This window comes from Camelimonas abortus (assembly GCF_042432745.1).
Classification (GTDB): domain Bacteria; phylum Pseudomonadota; class Alphaproteobacteria; order Rhizobiales; family Beijerinckiaceae; genus Camelimonas; species Camelimonas abortus.
In genome coordinates this window covers 265,138-280,757 of sequence record NZ_JBHLWR010000006.1, presented here as the reverse complement: position 1 = coordinate 280,757, position 15,620 = coordinate 265,138, and the positions used below count along the sequence as shown (strand labels likewise).

Annotated in this window: 14 protein-coding genes; 9 read left to right on the top strand and 5 right to left on the bottom strand. The window is 73.9% G+C overall.

Annotated elements, in window-relative coordinates; translation table 11 throughout:
- Positions 1-192 precede the first annotated feature (192 nt).
- The 7 genes from ACFFJB_RS03610 to ACFFJB_RS03580 all read left to right on the top strand — a co-directional run bounded on the left by ACFFJB_RS03610 (position 193) and on the right by ACFFJB_RS03580 (position 7,520).
- On the top strand, positions 193-1,398 hold the full coding sequence (locus ACFFJB_RS03610) for a glycosyltransferase family 4 protein (RefSeq protein WP_376829561.1): 1,206 nt from the start codon (positions 193-195) through the stop codon (positions 1,396-1,398).
- Between the two features lie 260 nt (positions 1,399-1,658).
- Complete coding sequence (gene infC, locus ACFFJB_RS03605) at positions 1,659-2,189, top strand: translation initiation factor IF-3 (RefSeq protein ID WP_376832518.1); 531 nt, start codon at positions 1,659-1,661, stop codon at positions 2,187-2,189.
- Positions 2,190-2,410: 221 nt separating this feature from the next.
- A complete protein-coding gene (gene rpmI / locus ACFFJB_RS03600) occupies positions 2,411-2,611 on the top strand; it encodes a 50S ribosomal protein L35 (RefSeq protein WP_376829559.1) in 201 nt (66 codons plus the stop codon).
- Between the two features lie 38 nt (positions 2,612-2,649).
- Positions 2,650-3,009, top strand: coding sequence for a 50S ribosomal protein L20 (rplT, locus tag ACFFJB_RS03595; protein WP_376829556.1), 360 nt, complete (start codon positions 2,650-2,652; stop codon positions 3,007-3,009).
- A 220-nt stretch (positions 3,010-3,229) separates the two neighbouring features.
- Positions 3,230-4,348, top strand: a complete 1,119-nt coding sequence (gene pheS, locus ACFFJB_RS03590; RefSeq protein WP_376829554.1) for a phenylalanine--tRNA ligase subunit alpha — start codon at positions 3,230-3,232, stop codon at positions 4,346-4,348.
- 19 nt (positions 4,349-4,367) lie between these two features.
- Positions 4,368-6,782, top strand: coding sequence for a phenylalanine--tRNA ligase subunit beta (gene pheT / locus ACFFJB_RS03585; RefSeq protein ID WP_376829552.1), 2,415 nt, complete (start codon positions 4,368-4,370; stop codon positions 6,780-6,782).
- Positions 6,783-7,112: 330 nt separating this feature from the next.
- Entirely contained in the window at positions 7,113-7,520 is a 408-nt protein-coding gene (locus ACFFJB_RS03580; RefSeq protein WP_376829550.1) for a hypothetical protein, read from the top strand.
- Between the two features lie 5 nt (positions 7,521-7,525).
- Here ACFFJB_RS03580 and ACFFJB_RS03575 read toward each other — a convergent pair whose 3' ends face one another.
- The gene (locus tag ACFFJB_RS03575) at positions 7,526-8,302 is read right to left on the bottom strand and encodes a HesA/MoeB/ThiF family protein (RefSeq protein WP_376832516.1); all 777 of its coding nucleotides are present in this window, start codon (positions 8,300-8,302) and stop codon (positions 7,526-7,528) included.
- A 232-nt stretch (positions 8,303-8,534) separates the two neighbouring features.
- Between ACFFJB_RS03575 and ACFFJB_RS03570 the strand changes: the two genes are divergently transcribed.
- Complete coding sequence (locus ACFFJB_RS03570) at positions 8,535-9,770, top strand: BMP family lipoprotein (RefSeq protein WP_376829548.1); 1,236 nt, start codon at positions 8,535-8,537, stop codon at positions 9,768-9,770.
- Here ACFFJB_RS03570 and ACFFJB_RS03565 read toward each other — a convergent pair.
- From ACFFJB_RS03565 to ACFFJB_RS03550, 4 genes are all read right to left on the bottom strand, one after another.
- Positions 9,739-10,614, bottom strand: a complete 876-nt coding sequence (locus ACFFJB_RS03565) for a C40 family peptidase (protein WP_376829546.1) — start codon at positions 10,612-10,614, stop codon at positions 9,739-9,741. The genes ACFFJB_RS03570 and ACFFJB_RS03565 overlap by 32 nt on opposite strands.
- A 38-nt stretch (positions 10,615-10,652) precedes the next feature.
- Positions 10,653-12,071: a leucyl aminopeptidase family protein gene (locus ACFFJB_RS03560; protein ID WP_376829544.1), complete on the bottom strand. Its 1,419-nt coding sequence runs from the start codon at positions 12,069-12,071 to the stop codon at positions 10,653-10,655.
- A 108-nt stretch (positions 12,072-12,179) separates the two neighbouring features.
- Positions 12,180-12,368 carry a Flp family type IVb pilin gene (locus ACFFJB_RS03555; RefSeq protein ID WP_376829542.1) on the bottom strand — a complete coding sequence of 63 codons (189 nt, stop codon included), beginning with the start codon at positions 12,366-12,368 and terminating at the stop codon, positions 12,180-12,182.
- A 249-nt stretch (positions 12,369-12,617) separates the two neighbouring features.
- Positions 12,618-13,043, bottom strand: coding sequence for a MerR family transcriptional regulator (locus tag ACFFJB_RS03550; protein ID WP_376829540.1), 426 nt, complete (start codon positions 13,041-13,043; stop codon positions 12,618-12,620).
- A 114-nt stretch (positions 13,044-13,157) separates the two neighbouring features.
- Between ACFFJB_RS03550 and ACFFJB_RS03545 the strand changes: the two genes are divergently transcribed.
- Positions 13,158-15,425, top strand: a complete 2,268-nt coding sequence (locus tag ACFFJB_RS03545) for a heavy metal translocating P-type ATPase (RefSeq protein WP_376829538.1) — start codon at positions 13,158-13,160, stop codon at positions 15,423-15,425.
- Positions 15,426-15,620: the final 195 nt, after the last annotated feature.

The window sequence follows — 15,620 nt, the reverse complement described above, 5'->3', positions numbered from 1 at the left end:
GGCGCCGGGCGATTCGCATATACCGGGGCTGAATCATCGGTTAACGATTCCAGGGCATGATGACCCGCATGCCGGGCCCGCCCCGCCCCACCTTGTCCGGCGACGTCCGCCGGCGCAAGGCGACCCCTCCGGCGCGCCCGGCGGAGCCGGTCAACCGCGCCCGCAACCGCGCACCAGGACAACCGCCCGACCATGAGTCACTTTCCCGCCGCCGCCCACGCCCTCGCCGGCCGCACCATCCTCCAGATCGTCCCCGAGCTGGACGCCGGCGGGGCGGAGCGCACGGCCGTGGACGTCGCCGCCGGCCTCGCCCGCTGCGGGGCCCGCGCCCTGGTGGCCACCGAGGGCGGGCGGCTCGTCGGCGAGCTGCAGGCGGAGGGCGGCATCTGGATCCCGTTCCCGGCCCGCACCAAGAACCCGCTGGCCATGGCGCTCAACGTGCGCCGGCTGATGCGCGTCTGCCTGGACGAGGGGGTGGCGCTGGTGCACGCCCGCTCGCGGGCGCCGGCGTGGGTGGCGCTGGCCGCGGCGCGCAGCCTCGGCCTGCCGTTCATCACCACCTATCACGGCAGCTATTCGGCCCGTTCGCCGGTGAAGCAGCTCTACAACTCGGTGATGGCGCGCGGCGACATCGTCATCGCCAACTCGCATTACACGGCTGAGCTGATCGCCGCCCAGTATCCGCAGGCGCGCCCCCGCATCCGCGTCATCCACCGCGGCGCCAACCTGCGCGCCTTCTCGGCGCGGGCGGTGCCGGCGGCGCGGGTGGAGGCGCTGCGCAAGGCGTGGAACGTGCCCCCGCACGTGCGCATCGTGCTGCTGGCCGCGCGGCTGACGCCGTGGAAGGGCCAGAAGGTGCTGATCGAAGCGGCGAAACTGCTCACCGACGGCGGCCAGCGCGACGTCGCCTTCATCCTCGCAGGCGATCCCCAGGGCCGCGACTCCTACGTGCGGGAGCTCGACGCCCTGATCGGCAAATACGGGCTTGAGGGCGTGGTGCGCCGGGTGGGCCACTGCACCGACATGCCGGCGGCGATGCTGGCGGCGGCGGTGGTCACGGCGCCCTCCACCGAACCGGAGGCCTTCGGCCGCGTGGCCGTGGAGGCGCAGGCGCTGGGCACGCCGGTGGTGGTCTCCGACCTTGGCGCGGTGCCGGAGACGGTGCTGTATCCGCCGCGGGTGCCGGCCAGCGAGCGCACCGGCTGGGTGACGCCCCCCGGCGACGCCAGGGCGCTCGCCGAAGCCATCGGCGCGGCGCTCGGCCTCGGGGCCAGCGCCCTGGAGGGACTCACCCGTCGCGCCCGCATGCATGTGGAGCAGCATTTCTCGCTGGAGGCCATGGTCAACGCCACGCTGGACGTCTATGTGGCGGCGCTGGCCGGCGCCCGCAGCCCCTGACGCGCCGCAGGCGGGCGCGGCGGTTGCATGGGCGGTGGACAACCGCGCCCCCGCCGCCGCGGCGGAGCGCGGCGCAGGCGCTCCCTCCCGCGCCGCAGGGCGCGCCGGGGCCGGCTGGCGGCTTGACTTGACGACGCTTTCTGCGAATGTCCCGCCTTCAGGAACGTTGATGCGCGCCTGCGCCTGATCGCCGTTGACGGCGCGGCTTCCCGGGCGCGCGGTTAGAGGAGATCACCGCCATTCGTCGCCCAATGCGATCCCTGCAGGCCCCCCAGAAAGACGGGCCCCGCGCCAACCGCGACATCCGCGGCGTCCGCGAAGTCCAGCTGATTGACGAGAACGGACAGAACCGTGGCGTCGTGCCGTTTTTTGACGCGCTTAACGCCGCCGAGGAAGCCGGTCTCGATCTGGTGGAGATCGCTCCGAACGCCACGCCGCCGGTCTGCAAGATCCTGGACCTCGGGCGGTACAAGTTCCTGGAACAGAAAAAGCAGGCCGAGGCCCGCAAGAAGCAGAAGACTGTCGAGGTCAAGGAGATCAAGCTGCGGCCGGGCATCGACGAGCACGACTACGCGACCAAGATGAAGTCGATCCGACGCTTCTTCGAGGAAGGCGACAAGGTGAAGATCACCCTGCGCTTCCGCGGTCGCGAAATGGCGCACCAGGACATCGGCTACCGGCTGCTGAACCGCATCCGCGAGGAGACGGCCGAGGTCGCGAAGGTGGAGAGCGAGCCGCAGCTCGAAGGCCGCCAGATGATCATGGTGCTGGCGCCGCGTCCGGCGTCCTGATCCGCAGGGGGCCGCGGCCCCTTCCACAGGAGCGGCGCCGGCGGGGCGCTTCGCCGCAGCGCCCGCGCAGGAGCGCCCTTGCGGGGGCGGCCCGCTTCTGTCATAAGCCACGCTTCAACTGGACCGCCCGGCCTTTCAGGGCTGCCGTGGCGGTCCGTAACGCTCATGTTTTCATGAGTTCCGGGGCGGGAAACCGCCCCACTCGCGTTGAGGAGAGCAAAATGCCCAAGCTGAAAACCAAGTCGGGCGCCAAGAAGCGGTTCAAGATTTCGGGCACCGGCAAGGTGATCGCCGCGCAGGCCGGCAAGCGCCACGGAATGATCAAGCGGACCAACAAGCAGATCCGCAACCAGCGCGGCACGACCGTGCTGTTCGAGGGCGACGCGAGGAACATCAGGAAGTTCTTCCTCCCCAACCACTGATCGTTCCGGATATCTGACAGGCTCCCAGGAGAACAGACATGGCCCGCGTCAAGCGCGGCGTGACGTCCCACGCCAAACACAAGAAAGTTCTGAAGGCTGCGAAGGGCTATTACGGCCGCCGCAAGAATACGATCCGCACCGCCAAGGCGGCCGTGGACCGCGCGCTGCAGTACGCCTACCGCGACCGCAAGAACAGGAAGCGCAACTTCCGCGCCCTCTGGATCCAGCGCCTCAACGCCGCCGCCCGCGAGCACGGCCTGACCTACAGCCGCCTCATCGACGGCCTCGGCAAGGCTGGCGTCGAGATCGACCGCAAGGTGCTGTCCGATCTGGCCATCCGCGAGCCGGCCGCCTTCAAGGCCGTCGTGGAGAAGGCCAGGGCCGCCCTCGCGGCCTGACCGGGCGCGGCGCCGGCCGCGCCGGCGCCTTCCTATCCAGTTTCGCCGGGGCGACAGCGCCGGACGGCCGCGAGGCCGTCGCGGCGCTGTTGCACGTCAGGCGCACCCCGCCGCACGGCGCGGCGCGCACACCCAAGACCGCTCAGCAGGAGACGGCCTGACGCCGCTGGCCGGGGCCGCCCCCTCGCCTGACCAGAGGAACCGGCTCCAGGAGGCCGCCATGACCGATTCCACCGCCAGTCCTGACTCCGCCTACGCCGCCGAACTCGCCGCCCTCGAACAGTCGCTGGCGGCGGAGATCGCCGGCGCCGCCGACGAGGCGGCCGTCGAAGCCGTCCGCGTCGCGGCGCTGGGCAAGAAGGGCCGGATCTCGGAGCTGCTGAAGACCCTGGGCGCGATGTCGCCGGAGGAGCGCAGGGAGAAGGGCCCGCTCATCAACGGCCTGCGCGACCGCGTGCAGGCGGCCGTCGCCGCCCGCAAGGAGGAGCTGGCCGCCGCCGCCCTCGCCGCCCGCCTCGCGGCCGAGCGCGTCGACGTCACCCTGCCGCTGCGCGAGGCCCCGCAGACCCGCGGCCGCCTGCACCCCATCTCCCAGGTGGTGGACGAGCTCACCGCCATCTTCGCCGACATGGGCTTCTCCGTGGCCGAGGGCCCGGACATCGAGACCGATTTTTACAATTTCACCGCGCTGAACTTCCCGGAAGGCCACCCGGCGCGCGAGATGCACGACACCTTCTTCCTGCCGGAGAAGGCTGACGGCAGCCGCAAGCTGCTGCGCACCCACACCTCGCCGGTGCAGATCCGCACCATGCAGGCGCTCAGGCCGCCGATCCGCGTCATCTGCCCGGGCCGCACCTACCGCACCGACTCCGACCAGACCCACACGCCCATGTTCCACCAGGTCGAGGGCCTGGTGATCGACCGGACCGCCAACATGGCCAACCTGAAATGGGTGCTGGAGGAGTTCTGCAAGGCGTTCTTCGAGGTGGACAGCGTGAAGATGCGCTTCCGCCCCTCGTTCTTCCCCTTCACCGAGCCTTCGGCGGAGGTGGACATCCAGTGCTCGCGCAAGGGCGGCGAGATCCGCTTCGGCGAGGGCGACGACTGGCTGGAGATTCTCGGCTGCGGCATGGTGCACCCCAACGTGCTGCGCAACTGCGGCCTCGACCCGGACGAGCACCAGGGCTTCGCCTGGGGCATGGGCATCGACCGCATCGCCATGCTGAAATACGGCATGCCGGACCTGCGGCCGTTCTTCGAGGCCGACGTGCGCTGGCTGGAGCATTACGGCTTCCGCCCCCTCGACCTGCCTTCCCTCGCCGGCGGCCTGTCTTCCTGAGCGTTTACGGAGACTGACGATGAAATTCCCCATTTCGTGGCTCAGGGAACATCTCGACACCGACGCCTCCACCCAGGACATCGTCGAGGCGCTGACCCGCGTCGGTCTGGAAGTGGAGAGCGTGCGCGACCGCGCCGTGGAGCTCGCGCCCTACAGGATCGCCCACATTGTCTCCGCCGCGAAGCACCCGAACGCCGACAAGCTGCGCGTGTGCATGGTGGACGACGGCTCGGGCGCGCCGCTGCAGGTGGTGTGCGGCGCCCCCAACGCCCGCGCCGGGCTGAAAAGCGTGTTCGCCCCGCCCGGAACCTATGTGCCGGCCAAGGACATCACCCTCTCCGTTGGCGTCATCCGCGGCGTGGAAAGCCGCGGCATGCTGTGCTCGGCCTATGAGCTGGAGCTGTCCGAGGATCACGACGGCATCATCGAGCTGCCGGACGACGCGCCGGTGGGCGCCGCCTTCGCCCCCTGGGCGGGGCTGGACGACGCCGTCATCGAGATTTCGGTGACGCCCAACCGCGCCGACGCACTCGGCGTGGCCGGCGTCGCCCGCGACCTGGCCGCGGCCGGCCTCGGCAGGGTGAAGACGCCGGCGGTGACGCCGGTTCCCGGCAAGGGCCCCAATCCGGTGGGCGTGCGCATCGCGCTGGACGATCCGTCCCTGTGCCCGGCCTTCGCGCTGCGCCTCGTGCGCGGGGTGAAGAACGGCCCTTCGCCGGAATGGCTGCAGAAAAAGCTGCGCGACATCGGCCTGCGGCCGATCAACGCCCTGGTGGACATCACCAATTACATGACCTTCGACCGCGGCCGGCCGCTGCACGTGTTCGACGCCGCAAAGGTGAAGGGCGACCTGGTGGTGCGCCGGGCCAGGGACGGCGAGGAGCTGCTGGCGCTGGACGGCAGGACCTACCGGCTCGACAGCTCCATGGTGGTGATCGCCGACGACAGCGGCGTGGAGTCGCTGGCCGGCGTCATGGGCGGCGAGCTCTCGGGCGTCACCGACGACACCACCGACGTGCTGATCGAATCGGCGCTGTGGAACGCAATCAACATCGCCCGCACCGGGCGGAAGCTCGGGCTGACGTCGGACGCGCGCTTCCGCTTCGAACGCGGCGTGGACCCGGCCCTCACCCTGCCCGGCATGGAGATGGCCACGCAGCTGGTGCTGGACATCTGCGGCGGCGAGCCGACGGAGGTGACCCTTGCCGGCGCCGTGCCGGAGACGAAGCGGGTCATCGCCTTCCCGTACAGCGAGGTGAAGCGCCTCACCGGCCTTGAGCTGGACCGGGCGGAAATGCGCCGCATCCTTGAGTCGCTCGGCTTCGCCGTCGCCGGCGAGGGCGAGACCGTGGAGGTGACGCCGCCGTCGTGGCGCGCCGACGTGGAGGGCAAGGCCGACCTGGTGGAGGAGATCGTGCGCATCGCCGGTCTCGACCGGGTGACGGCGGCGCCGCTGCCGCGGCCGGAGGGGCTGACCATCGGCGTGCTCACGCCGCTGCAGCGCCGCGCCCGCACCGCCCGGCGCCTGCTCGCCGCCCGCGGCATGGTGGAGGCGGTGACCTACTCCTTCATTTCGGCGAAGGAGGCGGAGGCCTTCGGCGGCGGCAGCCCCGGACTGAAGCTGGCCAACCCCATCGCCGCCGACATGTCCGACATGCGGCCAAGCCTGATTCCGGGCCTGCTGGCCGCCGCCCAGCGCAACGCCGACCGCGGCTATCCCGACACCGCCCTGTTTGAGGTGGGCCAGACCTTCGCCTCCGACGAGCCGGAGGGCCAGGCGCTGATGGCCGCCGGCGTGCGGCGCGGCACGGCCGGCCACGCCGGCGCCGGCCGCAGCTGGAGCGGCGACGCGAAGCCGGTGGACGTGTTCGACGCCAAGGACGACCTGTTCGCCCTGCTGGCGGCGCTCGGCGTCTCCACCGCCGGCGCCCAGATCACGCCGGGCGGGCCGGCGTGGCTGCATCCGGGCCGCTCCGGCACGGTGCAGTTCGGCCCGAAGGCGGTGATCGGCTGGTTCGGCGAGCTGCATCCGGCGACGCTGAAGGCGCTGGACGTGAAGGGCCCGCTGGCGGCGTTCGAGGTGAACCTCAGCGCCCTGCCCGCGCCCAGGGCGAAAGCCACCCGCGCGAAGGCGAAGCTGCAGCTGCCCGACCTGCAGCCGCTCGGGCGCGACTTCGCCTTCGTGGTGGACCGCGACGTCGCCGCCGCCGATCTGGTGAAGGCGGTTGCCGGCGCCGACCGCAACCTCATCGTCGACGTGGGCGTGTTCGATGTCTACGAGGGCGAGCGCGTTCCGGCCGGCAAGAAGTCGGTGGCCATTTCGGTGACCCTGCAGCCGCGGGAGAAGACGCTCACCGACGCGGAGATCGAGGCGGTGTCGGCGAAGATCGTCGCCGCCGCCGCCAAACGCACCGGCGCGACGCTGCGCGGCTGAGGCCGCGCACCGCCCACGGTGACGGCGGACAGGCAAGGAGGCCCGCCGGCGCCCGCCGCGCGGGCCTCCTGCGCGTCCGGCACGGCGCGCGCGGCGGCTTACGTAACGGCGTTCGCCTTGAGAGGGACGCATTCGCCGGGTTAACCTGCCGCCTCTCCGACGGGGCCGGCAGCCCCGCCCTTCTCCTGGCCGCGGACCGCCTGCGCCCGCTGCGCGCGGCTCCGCCGGCCTGCCCCTGTCGCACAGGCGCGGCCGCGCCGGCAATGCCCGCGCCCCTTCCGGCGCGGCCTTGCGGCGCGTTGCGGCCTCACAGCTACGGAGCGGCGTGCAATGATGCGGTTTCACCACTGGCGACGTCTGGCCTGCGCCCTGGCGGGCGCCGGCGTCGCCGTTGTCGCCATCTGGACGGCGGAGGCGCGGCCGGCGCTGGCGGCGCCGGCCGGTCACGGCGGCAGGTTCCAGCCCCGCACCATCGACGACTGTGAACGCATTCAGGAGCCTCTCGCCTATAACGCCTGCCTCGCCAGTTTCGGCCCGGCGCGCCGCGGCGGCGGCCCCATGACCACCCCTGAAATCGCCGACAGCGGCGGGCATGACGGCGCGCCGCGGGCGGCCGGATCCCGCGGCAAGCGCGGGAGCGAGCGCACGCGCAGCGCGCGCGGCCGCAGCGGGCGGGCCTCCGCCAGCTTCACCATTCCCGGCGCGGCCATCAGCGAGCGCACGCTGCGCCGGCGCTGAGCGGCTCAGCCCCCGCGCCGGCCGGAGAGCGGATTGGACGGATCCCAGGCGTAGCTGAGGGTGCGGAAACGCATGGCGGCGAGGTCCACGGTCAGCAGGCGGCCCACCAGCCCCTCGCCGAAACCGGTCACGGCGCGGATCACCTCCACCGCCATCAGCGAACCGATGACGCCGGCCGCCGCGCCCAGCACCCCTGCCTGGGCGCAGGTTGGGACCAGATCCGGCGGCGGCTGGTTGGGATAGAGGCACCGCCAGGTGGGATTGGGCGTGCCGTCTGGCCCCGTCTCATGGGCGCGGATGGTGGTGAGCGAGCCGTCGAACTGGCCGAGCGCGCCCATCACCACCGGCTTTTTCTCGTAATAGCAGGCGTCGGACACGGCGTAGCGCGTGTCGAAATTGTCCGAGCCCTCGGCCACCACGTCCCAGTCGCGCACCAGGGCGCGGGCGTTCCGCGCCGTCAGCCGCTGGCGCAGGGCCACCACCTGCACGCGCGGATTGAGCCGGCGCAGCGCCTCGGCCCCCGCCTCCACCTTGGGACGGCCGACGTCGGCGGTGGCGAACAGCACCTGGCGCTGCAGGTTGGAGAGCGCCACCGCGTCGTCGTCGAGCAGGCCGATGGTTCCCACCCCGGCGGCGGCGAGATAGAGCGCCAGCGGCGCGCCAAGGCCGCCGGCGCCGACGATGAGCACCCTGGCCGCCTTGAGCCGGGCCTGGCCAGGGCCGCCGATGTCGCGCAGCACCAGATGTCGGGCGTAGCGCTCAACCTCCTCGTCGTCGAACATCGCCGCCTCCTGCGGCGCCTGCGGCTCCGGCCCGGCGCCGGAGGCGCCGCAGGGCGCCATGATCCCTGACCTCCCGCCGGCGCCGCGCCTGGACGCGGCCGCAGCGGCCCCGGCCGGTGTATCGCGGAACCGCGGCCGCGTCATCCGCCGCCGCGCCCCGCCCCACCAAAAGCTGGAGGATCTCGCTGGCGATTGGGGTGGCGCGCCGGCGTCATCGCGTTACCATAGGTCCATGACCAGGCCCGCAGACCAGACCGCCGGCGCGGCGCAGGCCGGCGACCGCTCCGGAACCACGGCGGCAGGATCGGGGCGCGCGCGCCGCCTGCTGGCGCTCGCCGCCCTGCTGGCGCTCGTCCCGGCGATCGCCGCCGCGGCGGGACCGGCGGCGGCGCGCCGCGCCCAGGCCGCGCCAGGACAGGACGCCGCGCCCGGGCGGGAGACGGCCGCGCCCGCGTCGCGAGAGCCCGCCGCCCCGGCGCAGACGGCGGCCGTGCTGGTGATCAGCGACGGCGTCAGCGACGACGCGCCGCTCGGCGGGGTCGACGCCGCGGTGCGGCGGTTCAACGCCGCCGGCGGCCGGGCGACGCTGGCGGTCGCCGCTCCCGCCAAGGCGGAGGAAAAGCTGCGCGCCATCGCCCGCGACAACAGGGCGGTGATCGTCGTTACGGGCGGCGCGGCCGACCCGGTGGCGAAAGTGGCGCGGGAGACGCCGGAGACGCGCTTCACGCTGGTCGGCGGACAAGCGGAGGGCGACAACGTGCGCTCCATCCGCTTTCGCGACGCGGAAACCGACTGGCTGGCCGGCTGGCTGGCCGGCAAGGCCGTGGGCGACGGCGACGTGGGCCTTGTCGGCCTGCAGGGCGACCCGGCGGCGCGCGAAAGCCTGTGCGCCGTGGCCCAGGGGCTGGCCGCCGCCACGCCGGGGGCGCGGCTGCTGCCAGACCTGGCGGCGCCTGAGGCTGACGGCGCTCTCGCCGCCCGCGCCGGCGCGCGGCTGACCGCGCGGCAGATCGACCGCGGGGCGCAGGTGGTGCTGACGGCGCCCGGCGCCGTGGGCGCCGGCGCCATGGACGCGGTGCATGACGCCGGGGCGCTGGGCGCGCCGCGCGACGCCCGCTTCCTCACGCTGTTCCCGCGCAACGTGCTGGCCACGCGCACGCGCAATTACGAGGGGGTGACCTTCGACGCCCTGCGCGCCAGCGGCGACGCCTGGCGGCCGGGCGCGACCAGCGTCGGCCTCGCCGACGGGGCGGTGGACATCGCCCTCAACGACGGCGCCGTGGCCGACGCGCCCGCCCTGCGCGAGGCCCTCGCGGCCGGGCGGCGGGCCATCGCCAGCGGCGCCGTCAGCGGCGTCGGCTTTGGTCCGGACGGAACGTGCAGCGTGCGGCGCACGCCGCCGCAGTATCCGCCGCCGGCGCGCGCGGGCGGGCCGCTCAGCCAGCGGCCGGACGGCGCAGGGCGATGATCTCGCCGGCGCCGGCGGCGCGGATGCGCGCCGCCGCCGTCTCCAGCGGCTCCACCGCCACCCGCATGTGGTGGCCGTTGGCGTGAATGAGCCGTTCGCCGTCCAGCATCATGCCGACATGGCCGCGCCAGAACACCAGGTCGCCCCGGCGGGGCGTGTCCGGCGCCGCGCCCGTTGCCTGCATCTGCATGTCGCTGTCGCGCGGGCAGCGCACGCCCGCCGCCCACAGCGCCATCTGCACGAGTCCGGAGCAGTCGACGCCGAGCGCCGTGCGCCCGCCCCAGAGATAGGGCGCGCCCACGAACAGCTCCGCCACCGCAGCCGCGTCCGGCGCGGGCGTCGCCAGCGGCGCCAGATGCGCGGCGTAAACGAAGCCGCCGCCGGCGAGCCGCAGGAAACGGGCGGCGGCCGCCCCCGCCGCGCCGGAGCCGGCGGCGGCTTCCTGCGCCGCGGCGACGCGCGCGTTCAGCGGCAGCGCCCCCAGCGGCGGCACCTTGATGTCCGGCGCCGGATAGATGAAGGTGCGCGGCACGGCGACGCGGTGGCTGGCCGCGGGTTCGCCGTCGTCGAGATCGTCATGGGGCAGGTAGCCGACGTAGCCGTCGGCCACGAGCTGCCCCCAGGCCCAGCCTTCGTCGTCCACGTCATAGATGTCGACCGCCTCGCCGCAGAGCGCCTCGGTGTCGAGGGGCGCGTCGCGGCGCGGCGCCCGCCGCACCGGCGCGGCGAAGACGCGCACGTGCATGCGGCGCGGCTCGGCGTAGCGCGGCGCCGCGATCTCGCCGCGCAGCGAGGCGGCGGCGAGATCCGGCCGGGCCGGGGTGATGCGCGGATCGCGGTCCATGTGGCGGTTCTCCCTGCGCGTGACGGCGCGCCCGCGGCTCAGGCGCCGTAGCGGGCGCGCGCCAGGGCGTAGGCGAGACGCGCCGCCTGCGCCTCGCCGCCCTCGGGTCGTCCCGGACGGGCGGACGGGTTCCAGGCGTAGATGTCGAAATGCGCCCAGGCCGCCGCCTTCTCCACGAAACGGCCGAGAAACAGCGCCGCGGTGATGGAGCCGGCGAAGGGGCCGCTGGAGACATGGTTGACGTCGGCGATCTTCGAGTCGAGCAGCCGCTCGTAGCCGCCCCACAGCGGCAGGCGCCACACGGGGTCGTTCACCGCCATGCCGGTGGCGGCGATGTCGGCGGCCAGCGCCTCGTCGCGGGTGTAGAAGGGCGGCAGCTCCGGGCCGGTGGCGACGCGGGCGGCGCCGGTGAGCGTGGCGAAGTCCAGCAGCAGCTGCGGCGCCTCCTCGTCGGCCAGCGCCAGGGCGTCGGCGAGGACCAGCCGCCCTTCCGCGTCGGTGTTGCCGATCTCGACGGTGAGGCCCTTGCGGCTGGGCAGCACGTCGCCCGGACGGAAGGCGTTGCCGGAAATGGCGTTCTCCACCGCCGGAATGATGACGCGCAGGCGCACCGGCAGGCCGGCGTCCATGATCATCTGCGCCGCGGCGAGCGCGGCGGCGGCGCCGCCCATGTCCTTCTTCATAAGAAGCATTGCCGACGACGGCTTGATGTCGAGGCCGCCGGTGTCGAAGGTCACGCCCTTGCCCACCAGCGTCACTTTCGGCGCGTCGGCGCGGCCCCAGACCATGTCGATGAGCCGCGGCGCCGTGGCCGCGGCGCGGCCCACGGCGTGCACCAGCGGAAAGCCGGCGCCCACCAGCGCCTCGCCGGCGACGCAGGAGACCTCCGCCCCGAAGCGCGCCGCCAGATTGCGCGCGGCGCGCTCCAGATCGGCCGGGGTCATGTCGCTGGCCGGGGTGTTGATGAGATCACGGGCGAGGAACACGCCGTCGACAATGCGGTTCACTTCGGCCACGTCCACGCCCCCGGGCGCGACCAGCCGCAGCTCCCGGCTCTTCGCCTTGCTGCGGTAGCGGCTGAAGGCGTAGCCGGCCAGCGCCATGGCCAGCACCGCCATCTGCGGATCGCGCGGGGCGTTGGCGAAGCGCCAGACGCCGTCAGGCAGCAGGGCGTAGAGCGAGCCGGCGAGGAAGGGGTCGACGTGGCGGGCGTCGGGATTTTCGAGGCCGAACACGGCGCCGGCCAGGGCGCCGTCCGGGCCGGGCAGCAGCAGCCCCTTGCCGGGCGCGGCGGCGTAGCCCTGGGCGGCGGCGAACGCCCGCGCCGTGGCCGGCAGGGCGGCCGAAACCTCCTCCCATGAGTCAGGAGTGGCGAACCAGACCGGAAGCGCGTCGGCTTCCGGCGCGCGCAGCAGTTTCAGGGTCACGCGATATATCCCCCAATCAGGCGTCGTCATCGCCGGGCGACGCCCGCCGCGCCTGTCGCGCCGCGGCGGCGACGCCCTCCATGCGGGGTTTTACCCTGGCCCGCGCCGCGCTCAAACCGGCGGCCGGGGCGCGACCGGTCAGCGCGCCTCCGCCACGGCGGCCCCGCGCCCGGGCGCGCCGAGCAGGCCGGCGAGGCTGTGACGCATGGTGCTCACGGCCGTGAGGATGGCGATGACGATCAGCGTGGCGATGAGCAGGTGCTCGATCGCCGAAGCGGTCAGCCGGGACGGCGGCTGCGAAGTGGAGCGGGCCCCGCGCAGGATCATGGCGTCTCCTTGCGATTTTCCATCGGCGCCGGCCCGCGACCATGCGGGCGCGGCGAAAGCCGGACGCATCGCCGGAACGCCAGGCTTTCACAGGCAGACAGCAGTACGGCGCCGCCGTTGCGCGCCTGTTAAGGAGCGTGCTGAATCAATCGTTACGGGCCGGCGCCCCCTGCCCCGCCCCGCGATGACGCTCCGGCCGGGCGGCCCGGCGCCGGGCCGCCATGGAGGACGCCCGCGACCCGCCCGGTCTCAGGGGGCCGCCGCGCCATCGAGCTCGGGCGAGAGCGCCTCGATGATGCGGCATTCGCCGATCACGCCGGCGTGGGCGTGGGCGAGCAGCCCGTCCAGTTCCGCCCGGAGCGCGGCGAGGTCGGCGATCTTGCGGTCAATCTCGTCGCGATGGGCGCGGGCGATGTCATGCACCGCCGCGCAGGGCGCGCCGGCGCGGCCGGCCAGCTCCAGCAGCGCCCGCACCTGCTCCAGCGAGAAGCCCAGCCGCCGCGCCCGCAGGATGAAGTTCAGCCGGCGCAGGTGGCCGTGGTCATAGAGCCGGTAATTGGCGGCGCTGCGCGCCGGGGCCGGCAACATGCCGATGCGTTCGTAATAGCGCACCGTCTCCACATTGCTGCCGGCGCGCCGCGCCAGTTCGCCGATGGTCAGGACGCCGTCCTGCATGTCGCTTTCCCTTCCGTCGTGGTCCGCTTGACCCTGTAGTCGCTACAGGCCTTATGTGTGTACGGCGTCAGCAATCGCCAGACCCGGCGTCGGCGCCGGGCGGGAGTCACGGCCATGAACAGCCTGCCTGATCGCCTGCGTTTCCATGTGGAAGGCATGGACTGCGCCGCCTGCGCCATGAAAATCGAAACGGCGGTGCGCCGCATGCCTGGTGTGGACGACGTGGCGGTGAACGTGACGCTGCGACGCATGACGGTGTCCGGCGCCGGCGCGCTGCCGGCGGCGGCGGAGATCGCCGCGACGGTGAAGCGGCTGGGCTATGGCGCGCGCCTTGCGGAAACGGCCGGCGCCGCTGGCGGCGAGGCCGGCGCCGCGCCCCGCCCCTGCTGCGCCGGCGACCATGAACACGACCATTCCCGCCATCCGCACGGCCACGACCACGGGGCGCACGGACATGGCCATGACCATGCGCATGGTCATGGTCATGGCCATGGCGACGCCGGCCACGGTCAGGCCGCGGCGCCGGCGTGGCTGCCGGCGGGCGCAGGGCGCACGCTGCTGGCGCTGGCGGCGGCGGCCGTCGCGCTGGCCGTCGCCAGCCTCGCTCCGGCGTGGGCGGACGCGGCGTGGAGCCTCGCCGCCGTCGTCGCCGCGGCGCCCGTCGCCCGGCGGGCGTGGACGGCGGCGGTCTCAGGCTCGCCGTTCAGCATCGAGACGCTGCTGGTGACGGCGGCGGCCGGGGCGCTGCTCATCGGCGAGGCGCCGGAGGCGGCGGTGGTGGTGGCGCTGTTCAATATTGGCGAAATGCTGGAGGGCGTGGCCGCCAGCCGCGCCCGCGCCGGCGTCTCCGCCCTGCTGGACGTCATGCCCCGCACGGCCCTGCGCGACGGCCCGGCCGGCCCCGAGACGGTGGACGCCGCCGCGCTGGCGGTGGGCGACGTGGTCATCGTCCGCCCCGGCGACCGTGCGCCGTCTGACGGCGTGATCATCACCGGCGCCTCGGAGGTGAACGAGGCGCCGGTCACCGGCGAGTCGGTTCCGGTGGCGCGCGGCGCCGGCGACGTCATCTGGGCGGGCGTCATCAATCTCACGGCGGAGCTGCGGGTGCGGGTCACCGCCACGGCGGCGGACAACACCATCGCCCGCATCATCGCCATGGTGGAGGAGGCGCAGGAGCGCAAGGCGCCCGTCGAGCGCTTCATCAACCGGTTCAGCCGCTGGTACACGCCGGCGGCCATGGCGTTCGCGACGCTGGTGGCGACGCTGCCGCCGCTTGTCGCCGGGCAGCCGTGGGAGACGTGGATATACCGCGGCCTTGCCGTGCTGCTGATCGCCTGCCCGTGCGCGCTGGTGATCTCCACGCCGGCGGCCATCGCCGCGGCCATCGCCAGCGGCGCGCGGCGCGGCCTGCTGGTGAAGGGCGGCGCCACCCTGGAGACGCTGGCGCATGTGAAGACCATCGCCTTCGACAAGACCGGAACGCTCACCCGCGGCGAGCCGCGGGTGGTCGCCGTCGTGGCGCTGTCCGGGCCGGAGCAGGCGGCGCTGGCCAGGGCGGCGGCGGTCGAGAGCGGCTCCAGCCACCCGCTGGGCCTCGCCATCATCGCCGAGGCGAAGGCGCGCGGCCTCGCCATTCCGCGCGCGCCCGAAGGCAGCGCCGCCGCCCCGGGCCTCGGCGTTTCGGCGCGGCTGGAGGACGGAACGGTGACCGTAGGCTCGCCGCGCCAGGCCCGGGCCGCCGGGGCGCTGACGCCGGAGGCGGAGGCGGAGATCGCCCGGCTGGAGAACGGGGGCGCCACGGTGGCGGTGGTGAGCCAGGACGGCGCGGCGCTGGCGCTCATCGCACTGCGCAACGAGCCGCGGGCGGACGCCGCCGCCGGCCTCGCCCAGCTGAAGCGTCTCGGTGTGTCCCCGGTGATGCTCACCGGCGACAACGCCCGCGCCGCCGGGGCCATCGGCGCGGCGCTGGGGCTGGAGACGCGGGCGGAGCTGATGCCGGCGGACAAGCTCGCCGCCATCGCCGCGCTGCCCGGCCCCACGGCGATGGTGGGCGACGGCGTGAACGACGCGCCGGCGCTGGCCGCGGCGTCGGTGGGCGTGGCGATGGGCGCGGGCGCGGACGTGGCGCTGGAGACGGCGGACGCGGCGCTGCTGCGCAACCGCATCGCCGACGTGCCGCGGCTTGTGCGGCTGGCGCGGGCGGCCATGGCCAACATCCGCCAGAACCTCGCGATCGCGCTGGGACTGAAGGCGGTGTTTCTGGCGACCACCCTGGCGGGCGAGACGCCGCTGTGGATGGCCATTCTCGCCGACACAGGCGCGACGGTGCTGGTGACGGCCAACGCCCTGCGCCTGCTGCGGCTGCACGACGACGCCGGCTGAAGCGAAGGCCGCCTTGCCCGCGCGCCGGCCGGGCGCGGATGTGAAAGGCGATGGAACAGGGCGGAACGGGCGGCGCAGGACCAGCGGGCGGCGGACCGGCGGATGCGACGCGCGGGCCGGGGTGAAGCGGGCCCGGGCGCGGAGCCCCTGGCGGAGCAGGCGGGACAGACGCCACGGGCCGCGCCGGGCAGGAGC